Origin of the sequence: Mycobacterium mantenii (genome assembly GCF_010731775.1) — a bacterium.
Lineage (GTDB): Bacteria > Actinomycetota > Actinomycetes > Mycobacteriales > Mycobacteriaceae > Mycobacterium > Mycobacterium mantenii.
The window spans coordinates 2,153,961-2,168,341 of record NZ_AP022590.1; the positions used below are offsets into that span (position 1 = coordinate 2,153,961).

A 14,381-nucleotide genomic window follows, 5' to 3' on the forward strand; every position below is an offset into this window, starting at 1 on the left:
AACTTATTGCTGGCGCGAAATCCCTTGCGCCGCAGCGGCTCTCGCTACTCGGCCGGCCAGTCTGCGTGTGCGGCTTGGTCTTTGATCTTGGGAATCAAGTCGGGCGCGTAGACGTAGATCGCCGACTCGACCTCCCACTCGGCCTGAGCCTGGGTCATCGGGGTGGTGCGGGTGATCATGTTGACCAATTCCTGGCCCTCGCCGAACGGGTTGGGGTTGGCCCGGACCTGATCGGCGAACCACCGTCCCTCGGCGGCCTCATGGCAGTCACTGAAATCGGCGTTGTGCACCATCTTGTTCTGCGCCAGCAGTTTGATGTACTGATCGTCCTGTGGAGTCAGATTGCAGGACGCCGAGGCTAACGGGGCTGACAGCACGGCACCACCGAGCATCGAGGCGCCCAGCGCGACGCCGGCAGCCCAGGCGGATGACACTCGCACGCGCGAGCGTGTACGGGTAGTCGTCATTTCCGAACCTCCCTCTGCGCGGGAACGCAATCGCCTCCGACGCACCGCAAGCTAGAAATCCTGCAAACAACTGACCGGGTAGGCCGTACTGGACCGCGGCCAATGAGGCACGATCCTTGGCCGCCCGGCTTGGGCCACGCTGCCATCTCGTTACCGTCACATGTCAGTGTCGGCGAACGGGCTAAAAGTAGCGAATGACCCCCGCACACAGCGCAAACGCACGCTTGCGTGTGGGTGTCCGAATGGTTAACATTTCGTGCCCTCGGCCCCCCGGGCCAGCCGGTTGGACCCCCAACCAAGCCGCGCCACAACCGCTGCCGACAACCACGGCCGAACGTCGATAAGCCGGCAGCTAAGCAGGTGCGGCCCAACAGCCACCGGTTCGTATCCGCAAGCGTCAGCTAAAAACCGTCTGACCGTCCTCGTCGATCAGGTACCGCTCGGTGCCATTCTCGACGTGCGGGGCATCAGCGCCCAATGACACGGCAACCTTGTTGCTGGCATTTCGCATGATGTCGAAGGTGAGCTCGACGGCCTCCGCTTCGGAGAACCGGGAGCGCACCTCGGCGACATCGTCGGCGACGAGGTGCGCAGGGGTCCAAATTAACGCATCGGCATAGCGAAGCGCTGCTTTAGCGCGCTCGTCGAGCAAACCCGACGATTCGAAACGCTCGATCTCCCCGTACAACTTTTCCGAACCGCCGGCATCGAGCGCCCCGCCCTCGCGCAGCGAGTTGCATAACCGGCAATTGTGCTGAGCCGCGCCGCGCAACCGAACCAGCTCGGAGGTGACCGGGTCCAGCGCACGCATTCGCGCCACCGCGATTAAAAACTCGTTGAACACCAGATCCGACGGATCGGTGGTGTGATCCCAGGTAATCGGTTCGGTTAACCAACCGAGGTATTGCGTGCCGGTCCCGAGCGCTTCCAGCCCGGCCCGCACCCGGGGGACGAAGTCGGCGATGTAAATCAGCACGACGACACCAAAGGTGCGGTCCCCTAAGTGCTTCCACAACCGCGACCGCTGCTCGGCGGTGATCGACGAGACGTCGGCGCTGAATTGCTCGGCGAATTCGGCGACGGCGGCCTCGGCTTCCGATTCCGGCTCACCCACCTCGACGCAGGCAGGCAACGGCGGCAGCGACATCGTCTGCGCACAGACCCGGCGCACCAGCGCCCCGAGGCGCCCGTCTCCCGGACACAACGACACCAACCGCGTGAGCTGGTCTTCTCGAACAGAAACCGGAGCCGCCATGCGTCAACGCTAGAGCGCGCGTTGCCCGGCGGCAATGAACTACTGGGCCTGGCTCACCGACGACATGTGGAAGTCGGGTATCCGCAGCGACGGCATCGCCGCGCGAGTGGCCCAATCGCCCCATTCGCGCGGCAGGGTCTTTTCGCTGACGCCGGCTTCGGTGGCCCGTCGCAGCAGGTCCAGCGGACTCTCGTTGAACCGGAAGTTGTTGACCGCCGCGGTCACCTGGCCGTCCTCGATGAGGTACACGCCGTCGCGGGTCAGCCCGGTGAACAACAGCGTGGTGGGGTCGACGACGCGGATGTACCACAGTGTGGTCAGCAGCAGCCCGCGCTCGGTGGCCGCGATCATGTCACCCTGAGTGGCGCTGCCCCCGGTCATCACCAGGTTGTCCGCGGCCACCGCGACGTCGGCATCGTATTTGGCCGCTGTGGCCCGCGGATAGGCCAGCGCGTTGATCACCCCGTCGCGGATCCAGTCCACCTGATGGATCTCCGCGCCGTTGTCGAACACCGATACCGTCTCCGAGGAACTGCTGACCGCGACGAACGGGGTGCAGGCGAGGCCGGGCGCCATCGGATCGGAAAAGAGCGTCAGCGGCAAGTCGGTGAGCCGCTCCCCGACCCGGGTTCCGCCGCCGGGCGCCGAGAACGCCGTCCGCCCCTCCTGGGCGCCGCGGCCGGCCATCGACCACGCCATGTAGATCATCATGTCGGCCACCGTCGACGGCGGCATGATCGTCTCGTAGCGCCCCGCCGGCAGCTCGACCCGGCGCTGCGCCCAGCCCAGCCGGGTCGACAGCTGCTCGAGCAGCGAATCGGTTGGCACATCAACGAAGTCGGGTGTTCCGACGCCCGCCCAGGCGCTGGCGTCGCCGCGTTTGGCGTTGATCTCCACCGCACCGGTGGGTTGGGTGAAGCGCCGGCGCAAGCCGGTCGACGACGCCAGGAACGTCGTCGAAACACTGTGATGAGCAAAACCGTAAAGCCGGTCCTGCCCGCGGAAGCCGCGGCTCAGCGAGTCGGCGACGTCCGCGAAGACCAGGGGCCCGGTGCCGGGCACCGGTGCGTCCCAGTCGACGGGCACCCCGGTGTCGGCGAGCAGCGGCGCGGCATCGCCGGCCTCCGGCGCCGCGCCGGCCGCCTCCTGCGACGCGGCCACCAGCCCGGGCAGCACCCGCGGATCGGCCTCGGCCGACACCACCGTGCCGATGCGGGCGCCGGATCCGCGACGCACCACCGAAATCACCGTGACGCTGCGGCTCACCGAAACCCCGTTGGTGGTCATCGAATTGCCCGCCCAACGCAGCGTGGCCTCGACCTTGTCGGTGACCAGCACCATGGTCTCGTCGGCGCGGCCGAACTTGGCCGCCTCGTCGAGCACGATGTTGACGACGTGCTGCGCGGTGATCACTGGCGCCGCTCCTCCGCATCGCTTCGCTCTGCATCGTCACCGGCGCGGATCACTGGCGCCGCTCCTCCGCATCGCTTCGCTCTGCATCGTCACCGGCGCGGATCACTGGCGCCCGCCCTCGGTGCGGGTGTTGAGCACGTTAACGTCGCGGAACAACGCCGACGGGCAGCCGTGGCTGACCGCGGCGATCTGACCGGGCTGGGCCTTGCCGCAATTGAACGCCCCGCCCAGGCGCCAGGTCGACGGGCCCCCCACGGCTTCCATCGAATTCCAGAACTCGGTCGTCGTGGCCTGATACGCGACGTCACGCAACTGACCGTCCAGGCGGCCGTCGCGGATCTGAAAGAATCGCTGGCCGGTGAACTGGAAGTTGTAGCGCTGCATGTCGATTGACCATGACTTGTCGCCGACGATGTAGATGCCGTCCTCGACCCTGCCGATCAAGTCGTCGGTGCTGATTTCGTCCGGCGCGGGCTGCAGCGACACGTTGGCCATGCGCTGGATCGGCACGTGATGCGGCGAGTCGGCATACGAGCATCCGTTGGAGCGCGGCTGCCCCAGTCGTCGGGCGAACACCCGGTCGAGCTGGTAGCCGGTGAAGATTCCGTCGCGCACCAGATCCCAGCTTTGCGCGGCCACCCCCTCGTCGTCGTAACCGATGGTGGCCAGGCCGAATTCGACGGTGCGGTCGGCGGTCACGTTCATCACCGGCGACCCATACCGCATGGTGCCCAGCTTGTCCGGCGTGGCGAACGATGTCCCGGCGTAGGCGGCCTCGTAGCCGATAGCCCGGTCATATTCGGTTGCGTGCCCGATGGATTCATGAATGGTCAGCCACAAGTTGGTCGGATCGATCACCAGGTCTTTGCGCCCCGGAACAACGGTGGGCGCCTTGACCTTTTCGGCCAGCAAAGCCGGCAGCTGCGCCAGCTCGTCGGTCCAGTTCCACACCTCGTCGCCAGCCACTACCTCCCAGCCCCGCCCGATCGGCGGCGCCAGCGTGCGCATCGAATCGAAGCTGCCGGCCGCGGGATCGACCGTCACCGCCTCCAGCGACGGCAACACCCGCACCCGCTGCTGAGTGATCGAGGAGCCGAAGGTGTCTGCGTAGAACGTCTGCTCCTTGACGGCGGTCAGCACCGCCGACACGTGATTGATGCCGTCGGCGCTCAGCAGCCGTCCCGAGTAGTCCTCCAGCACGGCGATCTTGTCGGTGGCCGAGACGTCGAACGGGTCGATCCGGTAGTTCGACACCCAGGCCGCGTCCGCGTACACCGGCTCGGGCGCCAACTCGACACGCTCGCTGCTCAGCGTCGCCAGCGTGGTGGCGACGTGCACCGCGCGCCGGGCGGTCTCGGCGGCCACCGACGGCGCCAGCTCCGCGTGCGAGGCGAAACCCCAGGTGCCGTCGACGATCACTCGCACCGCCAGGCCGACCTCACGATTGATCACCGCGGTCTCCAGTTCGCCGTCGCGCAGCTGGATGATCTCGGTGATGATGCGATGAACCCGCAGGTCGGCGTGCGTCGCCCCGGCCGCTTTGGCCGCCGAGAGCGCGGCGTCCGCCAGGTCGTGGCGCGGCAGGTCCAGGAAGTCGGCATCGATCCCCCGGTTCGGTGTCACGGTTCCACCGTAACGGCCGGTCACCCCAAACCGCGGCGCCGCCCGCTTTAATTAGCCCATGGCCGGTGCGGTACCGAGGAAACAACCTCGATCCCCCGCGCTGGGCTACGCGCTGCTGGCGCCCAGCCTGTTCGGTGTGCTCGCCTTTCTGCTGCTGCCCATCCTGGTGGTGCTCTGGCTGAGCCTGTGCCGATGGGATCTGCTCGGCCCGCTGCACTTTGTGGGACTGTCCAACTGGCGGTCGGTGCTGACCGACGCCGGGTTCGGCAACTCCCTGATCGTCACGACCATTTTCGTGGCGATCGTGGTGCCGGCACAGACCGCACTGGGACTGCTGGCCGCGACGATGCTGGCCCGCCAGCTTCCCGGCACCGGCCTGTTTCGCACCCTGTATGTGCTGCCGTGGATTTGCGCTCCGCTGGCCATCGCGGTGCTGTGGCGCTGGATCCTGGCTCCCACCGACGGCGCCGTGAGCACCGTGCTGGGACACAGCATCGAGTGGCTGTCGGATCCCAGCTTTGCGCTGCCGCTCGTTTCGGCCGTGGTGGTGTGGACCAACGTCGGCTATGTCTCGTTGTCGTTCCTGGCGGGCCTGCTGGCGATTCCCGATGACATCCACGCCGCCGCACGCACCGACGGCGCCACCGCGAGGCAGCGGTTCTGGCGAATCACCATGCCCATGCTTCGGCCGACGACCTTCTTTGTGCTGGTGACCGGGATCGTCAGCACCGCACAGGTTTTCGACATGGTGTACGCGCTCACCGGCGGCGGACCCGCCGGCAGCACCGACCTGGTGGCCCATCGCATCTACGCCGAGGCGTTCGGTTCGGCCGCCATCGGCAGGGCGTCGGTGATGGCGGTGGTGCTGTTCGTCATCCTGATCGGCGTGACCCTGGTTCAGCATCTGTATTTCCGACGACGGATCAGTTATGACCTCACCTAGTCGGCCCACCAATGTGGCGATCTACGTCGGGCTCTCGCTGGGCGCGTTGATCACCTTGGCGCCGTTTGCCCTTGGGTTGATGACGTCGTTCACCTCGGCGCACCAGTTCGTCACGGGTAGCCCGTTGCAGCTGCCGCGGCCACCCACGCTGTCGAATTTCGCCAACCTGGGCGGAGCCGGGTTCGGCCGCGCGGCGGCGGTGACCGCCTTGATGACGGCGGTGATTCTGGTAGGTCAGTTGACCTTTTCCGTGCTGGCCGGATACGCCTTCGCCCGCTTGGAGTTTCGCGGCCGTGATGCGCTGTTCTGGGTCTACATCGCAACGCTGATGGTGCCCGGCACGGTCACGGTGGTGCCGATGTATCTGATGATGGCCCAGCTCGGACTGCGCAACACGTTCTGGGCGTTGGTGCTGCCGTTCATGTTCGGCTCGCCGTACGCGATCTTCCTGCTGCGCGAGCACTTTCGGATCATCCCGAATGACTTGATCAACGCCGCCCGCCTGGACGGGGCGAACACCTTGGACGTGATCGTGCATGTGGTGATCCCGTCCAGTCGCCCGGTGTTGGCCGCGCTGACGTTGATCACGGTGGTCTCGCAGTGGAATAACTTCATGTGGCCGTTGGTGATCACCAGCGGGCACAAGTGGCGAGTGCTCACCGTGGCGACCGCCGATCTGCAGTCGCGGTTCAATTCGCAGTGGACGTTGGTGATGGCGGCGACCACCGTCGCGATCGCGCCGCTGATCGCGCTGTTCGTGGTGTTCCAGCGCCACATCGTCGCGTCGATCGTCGTCTCGGGACTCAAGTGACCCGGCGACGCGGCGAGATTGCCGCCATGGTTGTCTTTTCGCCGGATTCACGACCACCAGGGCAATCTGGACACGCACAGTGACCCGGCCCCGCTTTTCCACGTTGGTCGCGGGATCGATCGCATTGGTGGCGGTGCTGTTGGCCGCGACGGCGGCGCTGCTGGATTACTCCGGCCAGCCCCACGGCGGCAAGACCGTCGTCACGGTGCGCATCTGGGGCGATCAGATCGGCGCGGCCTATCGGGAATCGTTCCAGGCCTTCACCCGCGCCCACCCCGACATCGAGGTGCACCTGAACCTGGTGTCGTATTCCACCTACTTCAACACCCTGCGCACCGACGTGGCCGGCGGCAGCGCCGACGACATCTTCTGGCTGTCCAACGCCTACCTTGCCGCGTATGCCGACAGCGGAAGGCTGTTGAACATCGGCGAAATGCTCGGACCCAAGGCCGCCTCGGACTGGGAGCGGCCCGTCGTCGAACAATTCACCCGCAACGGCACGCTGTGGGGCGTGCCGCAACTGACCGATGCGGGAATCGCGCTGTACTACAACGCGGACCTACTCGCCGCCGCCGGCGTCGATCCCGCCCAGCTCAACACCGTGCGGTGGAGCCCCGACGGCGACGACACGTTGCGTCCCCTGCTGGGCCGGCTCACCGTCGACGCCGACGGAAACCGCGGAGACACCCCAGCTTTCGACGCCGGCCGCGTGCGGCAGTGGGCATACAACGCGGCCAATGACCCCCAGAGCATCTACCTGAACTACATCGGCTCGGCCGGCGGCGTGTTCCAAAAGGGCGACACCTTCGCGTTCGACAACCCCGCCGCCGTAACGGCCTTCCGGTACCTGGTCGACCTGATCAACCGCGACCACGTCGCGCCGCCCGCCGCCGACACCAACGACAACGGCGACTTTTCCCGCAACCAATTCCTGGCCGGCAGGATGGCGCTGTTCCAGTCCGGCACCTACAACCTGGCGCCGGTGGCCCGCGACGCCCGCTTCCACTGGGGTGTGGCGATGATGCCCACCGGCCCGGCGGGCCGGGTCAGCGTCACCAACGGCATTGCCGCCGCGGGCAACGCGGCGACGAAGCATCCCGACGCGGTGCGTCAGGTGCTCGCCTGGATGGGCAGCAAGCAGGGCAACGAATATCTCGGGCGCAACGGTGCCGCCATCCCCGCGGTGTCATCGGCCCAGCCGGTCTACTTCCGGTACTGGGCCACCAGAGGGGTGGACGTCACGCCCTTCTTCGCCGTGCTCAAGGGTCCGCGCATCGCGGCCCCCGGCGGCGCGGGCTTTGCCGCCGGCAATGACGCCCTACAACCCTACTTCGACGAAATGTTCTTGGGACGCGGCGATGTCGCGGTGACGTTGCGGCGGGCCCAGGCCGCGGCGAACACCGCCGCGGCACGCCAGTGAGACCGCGTCACGGGGCCGTGCCCGATGACCGTTCGACCGCCTCGTCGTTGAGCGCGCTGTGGTGGCGGCCCCAGACGAAATAGAAAATCAGCGCCAGTAACACCCAGCCGCTGAACGCGATCCAGGTGTACCAGTGCAAGCTGGCGAGGATATACCCGCAGGCCATCACCGAAAGGATTGGCGTAACGGGATAACCCGGGACCTTGCATCCCCGCGGCAGGTCGGGCTCGCGCACCCGCAAGACGATCACCCCGACGGACACGACGACGAACGCGGTGAGCGTGCCGATCGACACCATGTCGGCCAGCTTTTGCAGCGGGATGAACGCGGCGAGCGCCGAGGCCGCGACCGCGACGATCACGGTGTTGTTCACCGGGACCATCGTGCGGGTGTTCACCGTCGCGAACATTGCCGGCAGCAGCCCGTCACGGCCCATCGAGAACAGGATCCGCGTCATGCCGTACATGGTGACCAGCGTGACGCTGAAGATCGAGATGACCGCTCCGGCAGCCAGAATCGTGCTGGCCCAACTGCCGTGCGTCACGCTGTCGAGAATCGTGGCCAACCCGGCTTCCTGCTGGCCGGCGAAGTTCTGCCAGGGTTGGGTGCCCAGCGCGGCCAGCGCCACGAAGACGTACACGCTGGTGACGATCAGCAGCGCGCCGATCAGCGCGCGCGGCATGGTTTTCTGCGGGTTTTTCACCTCATCGCCTGCGGTGGACACGGCATCCAGGCCGATATAGGAGAAGAAGATGGTGCCGGCGGCCGTACCGATACCCGCAGCACCGAACGGTGCGAAATCGTGGAGCTGGTGCGCGTCGAAGGAGCTGAAGGCGAGGATCACGAAGACGACGAGCACGCCAAGTTTGATCAGCACCATGATCGCGTTGACCCGCGCCGATTCGCTGGCACCGCGGATGAGCAGCAACGCGCACATCCCGATCAGCACGCCCGCCGGCACATTCACGAAGCCGGGCTGCGCATCCCAGGGCGCCGCCGACAAGGCATGTGGCAGTTGGAATCCCACGACATTACTCAGCAGCTTGTTCAGGTATCCACTCCAGTTGACCGCGACCGCGGCGGTGGCCACCCCGTATTCCAGCAGCAGACAAGCCGCCACGCCCATCGCCACGATCTCGCCGAGCGTGGTGTACGCATAGGAATACGACGATCCCGAAACCGGCACCGCCGAGGCCAATTCGGCATAGCAGACGGTCGCCAGACCGGCGGCGATGCCCGCGAGAAGGAAGGAGACGATCACGCCCGGGCCGGCTTCCGGGACAGCCTGAGACATGACGAAGAAGATGCCGGTACCGATCGTCGAGCCGACCCCGAACATGGTCAGCTGGAAGGTCCCGATACCGCGCTTGAGATGGTCAGCGGCCCCGTGCGCGACGTGTGCGCCCACCGCCGGGCGCCGCCGCAGCAGCTGCTCTTTCAGGCTGATCGACGTGGCTGGCAATTGCCCCTCCTGTTGCCGGATCAGCTGATTATGAGGCAGCCTCCCGCAACACCGCAGCAAGCTGGCCGACCGCCCAGTCGATCTCCTGGGCGGTGACCACCAAAGGCGGAGCGAAGCGCAGCGTCGAACCGTGGGTGTCTTTCACCAATACACCGCGGTCGAGCAGCCGCAGGCTCATCTCCTTGCCGGTGCCCAGCGGTGGATCGACGTCGACGCCGGCCCACAAACCTAGGCCCCGCACCTCCTGGACGCCGTGCCCGATCAGCCCTCGCAGCCGCCGATGCAGGTGCGCCCCCAGCGCGGTCGCCCGGGCTTGGAATTCGCCGCGGGCCAGCATGGACACCACGGTGGTGCCGATCGCGGCGGCCAGGGGGTTGCCGCCGAAGGTGGAGCCATGTTCGCCAGGGTGCAGCACACCCAGGACGTCACGGTCGGCCACCACCGCCGACAGCGGCACCACCCCACCACCCAGCGCCTTGCCCAGCAGGTAGACATCGGGGACCACCCGCCACCGGTCGCAGGCGAAGGTGTAGCCGGTGCGGGCCAGGCCCGACTGGATCTCGTCGGCGATCATCAGCACGTTGTGTTCACTGCACAGCGCACGGACGGACGGCAGATAGTCGTCGGGCGGGACGATGATTCCGGCTTCACCCTGGATCGGCTCCAACAGCACCGCGACGGTGTTGTCATCGATCGCCTGGGCAAGCGCGGCGGCATCCCCGAACGGCACCGAACGGAATCCCGGCGTGAAGGGCCCGAATCCATTCCGCGCCGCCGGGTCCGAGGAGAAGCTGACGATGCTGATCGTGCGGCCGTGGAAGTTGTTGTCGGCCACGATGATGTTGGCCTGCTCCGCGGGAACGCCCTTGACGTCGACGCCCCACTTGCGGGCGACTTTGAGACCGCTTTCGACGGCCTCGGCACCCGAGTTCATCGGCAACACCATGTCCTTGTCGCACAGATAGGCGAGGGCGGCGCAGAACGGACCGAGCTTGTCGGAATGAAATGCGCGGCTGACCAACGTGACCGTGTCGAGTTGCGCATGTGCGGTGGCGGTGATCTCGCGGTTGCGGTGTCCGAAATTCACCGCGGAATAGGCGGACAGACAATCTAGGTAACGCCGACCGTCGATGTCGGTGATCCACGCGCCGTCGGCGCTTGCGGCGACCACGGGAAGCGGCGAATAGTTGTGCGCCGCTCGCCTTTCCACCAGCCTGATGGCGGTCTCGATTCGGTTGGCGGTGACCTTCTGCGATGTCTGCGCATCGAGAATCGTCATGGAAATACCTCCAATGTGCAGCACTTGACGGAACCGCCGCCCTTGAGCAGCTCGGACAAATCGACACCGATCGGCTCGAAGCCGGCTTGACGCAATTGCGTAGCAAAACCCGTTGCCGCAGCGGGCAGTACCACGTGCAGACCGTCCGATACGACGTTGAGGCCCAGCACGTAGGCATCGGCCGTGTCGGCGATGATGGCATCCGGGAACAGCGCGGCCAGCTGGTCTTGGCTCGCTGCGCTGAAGGCCGGCGGGTAGAAGGCGATGGCGCGGTCGTCGAGAACGGCCAAGGCGGTGTCGAGATGATAGAAGCGAGGGTCCACCAGCTCCAGCGAGATCACCGGTGCCCGCAGCGCCGCGGAGATTTCCGGATGCGCGCGCCGGTCGGTGCGAAATCCCCAGCCGGCCAACACGATGTTGCCGACCTTCAGCAGGTCGCCTTGCCCTTCGTTGACGTGACGGGTGCGCACCGGCCGATAGCCGAGCGACGACATCCACCGAGCGTAAGCCCGCGATTCGCCGGCCCGCTCGGCGAACCGGAACCTGGCGACGATCGCGACATCTTGCGCGATGAACCCGCCGTTGGCGGCATACACCATGTCCGGCAGCCCGGCCGCGGGCTCGACCACATCTACGTGATGCCCCAGCCGCAGATAGGTCGCACGCAAGTTCTCCCACTGTGCTTGTGCGAGAACAGCATCGACGGATGTGGTGGTATCCATCCAGGGGTTGATCGCGTACTCGACCGCGAAGAAGGCCGGCGGCGTCATGGCGTAGTGGCGGACGCTCGACGTGCGGCCGAGAGTGGCGGACCCGCCCAACCGCGCCGCGATTCGCGGCGCTACCACATGCTGTTCCGTCATGAATCAACAATATTTGGGCGCTTATGGTTAATCAAACGACGTATATTGCGTGTCTATGCTCGATTCATTGCGTCACAGTCTCAATATCGGTGATTTGTTGTCTACAGCGGGGAAGGAGCGCCATGGATCGCCTGGATGAGACCGACGAACGCATCCTCGCGGAGCTGACCGAGCATGCGCGGGCCACTTTCGCCGAGATCGGCGAGAAGGTGAATTTGTCTGCGCCAGCGGTGAAGCGGCGCGTCGACAGGATGCTGGACAGCGGCGTCATCAAGAGCTTCACCACAGTCATCGACCGCAACGCACTAGGCTGGAACACCGAGGCTTACGTGCAGGTGTTCTGCCACGGCCGGATCGCGCCCGACGAGCTGCGGGCGGCCTGGGTGGACATTCCCGAGGTGTTCAGCGCTGCGACGGTGACCGGCACCCCGGACGCGATCCTGCATGTGCTGGCCCGCGACATGCGGCACCTGGAGACGGCCCTGGAGCGAATCCGATCCAGCGCCGACATCGAACGCAGTGAAAGCATCGTCGTGTTGTCCAATCTCATCGACCGGGGGCCGTAACCCCCGGCCGGTCAGCGTCGACGGCGCAGCCGGGACGGCCTTGGGCGCGTTGATCGGCGAGATACATACGGCCACGGATTGTTTCGTTCGGGAACGGAAGCGGCCCGGGTCTGTTTGAGTTGGGTGCGCAGATGTTGGCGCAGGTCGTGCGGATGCGGATCGGTCCAACGGTTGATTGCTTCGATCGGGTCGGCGGTCAGGTCGTACAGCTCCCATTGGTCGTCGATCGGCGACGTCCGGTAGGCCTCTCCCCCGAGCCCGTTGGCCGCCAGGTGACGCACTCCAGGTTCGGTCCACGTGCCCGGGTCGTCGAAGGTGCGAACCAGCTTCCACAGGTGCCCGCCGCCACCGGCGGCCGTCGCGTCGTCGACGTGGACGACGAGTCCCTCGAAATTCGACGCGGTGTGAGCCGGCACCCGGATACGCAGTGGCGCAGGCGGATTCACGGTCCGCCTCAGTCGGCGCGCCAGGCCGGACGCCCCGCTGTCTCCCTCGAGCATGTTGTCGCGGGTCATCAGGTAAACGGCCCGGGTTTCGTCGGCAGCAGCGCCGTCGACGATCGGCATGAGGTTGCGGCCCGGGAGCTTGTGCACTTCGGAGAACGACTCTGTCAGCGCGGCCGCGACGGCCGCCACGTCGATGCCGGCGGCGGCCAGCAACGTCGGGACCAAATCCACATGCGAGGTCGGCGCCTCGACCACCCGGCGCTGGGTGCGGCGCTCGCCGATGCGCGCGATGACGAACGGAACGCGGGTGGCTTCGTCATAGAGGTTGAACCACTTCTGGTGCAGCCCACCGTGAGCCCCGAGGAGGTCGCCGTGATCGGCCGTTCGCACCAGCACCGCGTCGCGCGAACCGTTCTCGGTGACCGCCCGCCGCACCCGGTCGATCGGTCCGTCGACCTCGGCATGCAATCGGTAGTACAGGTCGCGGTAGCGCTGCGCGTTGCGCCGGTAGGTCCAGCCGATCGCGGGCGCCGGGCCGTACCCGGAGTAATACGCCTCGCGGAAGGCGATTTGAGCGGCCGGCTTGGTGGACAGGTCTTCGTCCGCGGTCGGGGCCGGGGGTATCGGCGGTGGATCCAGCGGTGACGGCTTGACCGGTCCCCGCGGCGACCATGCCGGAAACAGCACGATGTCGTGGGGATTCACGAAGCTGGCCACCAAAAGGAACGGCCGCAGCGCGGCGGGATCGCCCGCGCGACGCCGGGCGTAGCGGTCGGTGAGCCAGGCGACGACGCGATCGGCGATCAGCGGATCGCGGCGAATGCCCGCGTCGGCCAGCGCCGCCCCGTGCGGCTCCGGGCCGACCCAGCCGGAAAAGCCAAACGGCGCAAGCGGATCGGCTTGCAGGTAACGGCACACCGCGTCGGCATCGACGGTTCCGTTATCGTCGTTGGTGGCCAATGAGCGACCTGTCGCCGGGTCGGTGAGGTCGGCATGCGAAATGTGCCATTTGCCGTCGTAGTGGGTGTCGTACCCGGCCGCGCGAAACCAGTTGCCCAGCGTGGGCACTTCGCCCCGGCGCAGCCATCGCATGCGCGAATCGTCGGCGGCCTTTCCGATACCGTCGGTCTGGGTGACCCCGTGCAGATCGGGGTAGTGCCCGGTGAAAATCGTTGGGCGACTGGGCACGCAGGCCAGCGAGCCGGTGTAGTGGCGACCAAAGCTGATGCCGTGATCCTCGAACCACTTGCGTCCGGACAGTGTCCGATCGCGCCACGCCAGCACGTCGGGCGCCTCGTATGGCGGCACCGCGCGTTCTTCGTCCGTCATCACGATGACGACATCGGGGCGATCAGACACGGCCGTTCTCCAATCGGTTCGCCAGCCCGGCGAGCATCGTGTCGGACTGTCGGGCAAGGAAGCGACACAGGACTCGCTCGGCGAGTTTGGGAGTTGGGCCAGAACCGATTTCGACGGTGCTGGTCAGCGTCACCCGGGTCTCGGGGGAGGGCGCGCCGCCCGCCGGTGCCAGCGTCCAGCGATTGGCGACCCTGCGCAGGCGGCCGGGCAGGCCGTCGATGTCGTAGGCGAGGGCGCGGGGCGGCTCGAATTCGGTGATGTGCTCGACCAGGGCGTCCCGCTTGACCTGGACCCGGCGGGCGGTGCCGACGGGCTGTCCGTTCCGACCGGAGTGCAGGACACACGAGTGGTCGACGTTGGCGGCCCACGAGCTCAGCGAGCCGAAGTCCGCCAGCACATTCCAGATGTCCTCGAGCGGAGCCGCGATGGTGCGCGCGCGCTGGATGTCGGTCATCTGCTCACGCTGCGCGAGGG

At 66.6% G+C, this 14,381-nt stretch carries 13 protein-coding genes; 4 read left to right on the plus strand and 9 right to left on the minus strand.

The genetic code is table 11. The features are described 5' to 3' along the window. Positions 1-44 precede the first annotated feature (44 nt). The 4 genes from G6N50_RS09720 to G6N50_RS09735 form a co-directional block, all read right to left on the minus strand. Positions 45-467: a hypothetical protein gene (locus tag G6N50_RS09720; RefSeq protein ID WP_179970111.1), complete on the minus strand. Its 423-nt coding sequence runs from the start codon at positions 465-467 to the stop codon at positions 45-47. A gap of 397 nt (positions 468-864) precedes the next feature. After that, on the minus strand, positions 865-1,722 hold the full coding sequence (locus G6N50_RS09725; protein ID WP_083099902.1) for a carboxymuconolactone decarboxylase family protein: 858 nt from the start codon (positions 1,720-1,722) through the stop codon (positions 865-867). Between the two features lie 39 nt (positions 1,723-1,761). Next, complete coding sequence (locus tag G6N50_RS09730) at positions 1,762-3,135, minus strand: TldD/PmbA family protein (RefSeq protein WP_083099904.1); 1,374 nt, start codon at positions 3,133-3,135, stop codon at positions 1,762-1,764. Between the two features lie 102 nt (positions 3,136-3,237). Continuing rightward, the gene (locus G6N50_RS09735; protein WP_083099925.1) at positions 3,238-4,758 is read right to left on the minus strand and encodes a TldD/PmbA family protein; all 1,521 of its coding nucleotides are present in this window, start codon (positions 4,756-4,758) and stop codon (positions 3,238-3,240) included. A 58-nt stretch (positions 4,759-4,816) separates the two neighbouring features. Here G6N50_RS09735 and G6N50_RS09740 point away from each other — a divergent pair, with 58 nt between their 5' ends. The 3 genes from G6N50_RS09740 to G6N50_RS09750 all read left to right on the plus strand — a co-directional run bounded on the left by G6N50_RS09740 (position 4,817) and on the right by G6N50_RS09750 (position 7,932). Further along, on the plus strand, positions 4,817-5,701 hold the full coding sequence (locus tag G6N50_RS09740) for a carbohydrate ABC transporter permease (protein WP_083099905.1): 885 nt from the start codon (positions 4,817-4,819) through the stop codon (positions 5,699-5,701). Beyond that, positions 5,688-6,512 carry a carbohydrate ABC transporter permease gene (locus G6N50_RS09745; RefSeq protein WP_083099907.1) on the plus strand — a complete coding sequence of 275 codons (825 nt, stop codon included), beginning with the start codon at positions 5,688-5,690 and terminating at the stop codon, positions 6,510-6,512. The genes G6N50_RS09740 and G6N50_RS09745 overlap by 14 nt, the downstream gene beginning before the upstream one ends. A 79-nt stretch (positions 6,513-6,591) precedes the next feature. Further along, entirely contained in the window at positions 6,592-7,932 is a 1,341-nt protein-coding gene (locus tag G6N50_RS09750; RefSeq protein WP_083099908.1) for an ABC transporter substrate-binding protein, read from the plus strand. A gap of 7 nt (positions 7,933-7,939) precedes the next feature. On the opposite strand, the gene G6N50_RS09755 is transcribed toward G6N50_RS09750, so the two are convergent. The 3 genes from G6N50_RS09755 to ddaH are packed head-to-tail and all read right to left on the minus strand — an operon-like array spanning position 7,940 to position 11,536. Continuing rightward, positions 7,940-9,394 (minus strand): APC family permease, encoded by a 1,455-nt coding sequence (locus G6N50_RS09755; RefSeq protein ID WP_083099910.1) that lies wholly within the window; start codon positions 9,392-9,394, stop codon positions 7,940-7,942. Between the two features lie 28 nt (positions 9,395-9,422). Then, on the minus strand, positions 9,423-10,673 hold the full coding sequence (rocD, locus tag G6N50_RS09760) for an ornithine--oxo-acid transaminase (protein WP_083099911.1): 1,251 nt from the start codon (positions 10,671-10,673) through the stop codon (positions 9,423-9,425). After that, on the minus strand, positions 10,670-11,536 hold the full coding sequence (gene ddaH / locus G6N50_RS09765; protein WP_083099913.1) for a dimethylargininase: 867 nt from the start codon (positions 11,534-11,536) through the stop codon (positions 10,670-10,672). Before ddaH ends, rocD begins: the two co-directional genes overlap by 4 nt. Before the next feature lie 122 nt (positions 11,537-11,658). Here ddaH and G6N50_RS09770 point away from each other — a divergent pair, with 122 nt between their 5' ends. Continuing rightward, on the plus strand, positions 11,659-12,102 hold the full coding sequence (locus tag G6N50_RS09770) for an Lrp/AsnC family transcriptional regulator (RefSeq protein WP_083099914.1): 444 nt from the start codon (positions 11,659-11,661) through the stop codon (positions 12,100-12,102). 11 nt (positions 12,103-12,113) lie between these two features. On the opposite strand, the gene G6N50_RS09775 is transcribed toward G6N50_RS09770, so the two are convergent. Both G6N50_RS09775 and G6N50_RS09780 read right to left on the minus strand, forming a co-directional pair. Then, positions 12,114-13,907, minus strand: coding sequence for a sulfatase-like hydrolase/transferase (locus G6N50_RS09775; RefSeq protein WP_083099916.1), 1,794 nt, complete (start codon positions 13,905-13,907; stop codon positions 12,114-12,116). Continuing rightward, complete coding sequence (locus G6N50_RS09780; protein WP_083099917.1) at positions 13,900-14,361, minus strand: SRPBCC family protein; 462 nt, start codon at positions 14,359-14,361, stop codon at positions 13,900-13,902. Before G6N50_RS09780 ends, G6N50_RS09775 begins: the two co-directional genes overlap by 8 nt. Between the last annotated feature and the right edge of the window lie 20 nt (positions 14,362-14,381).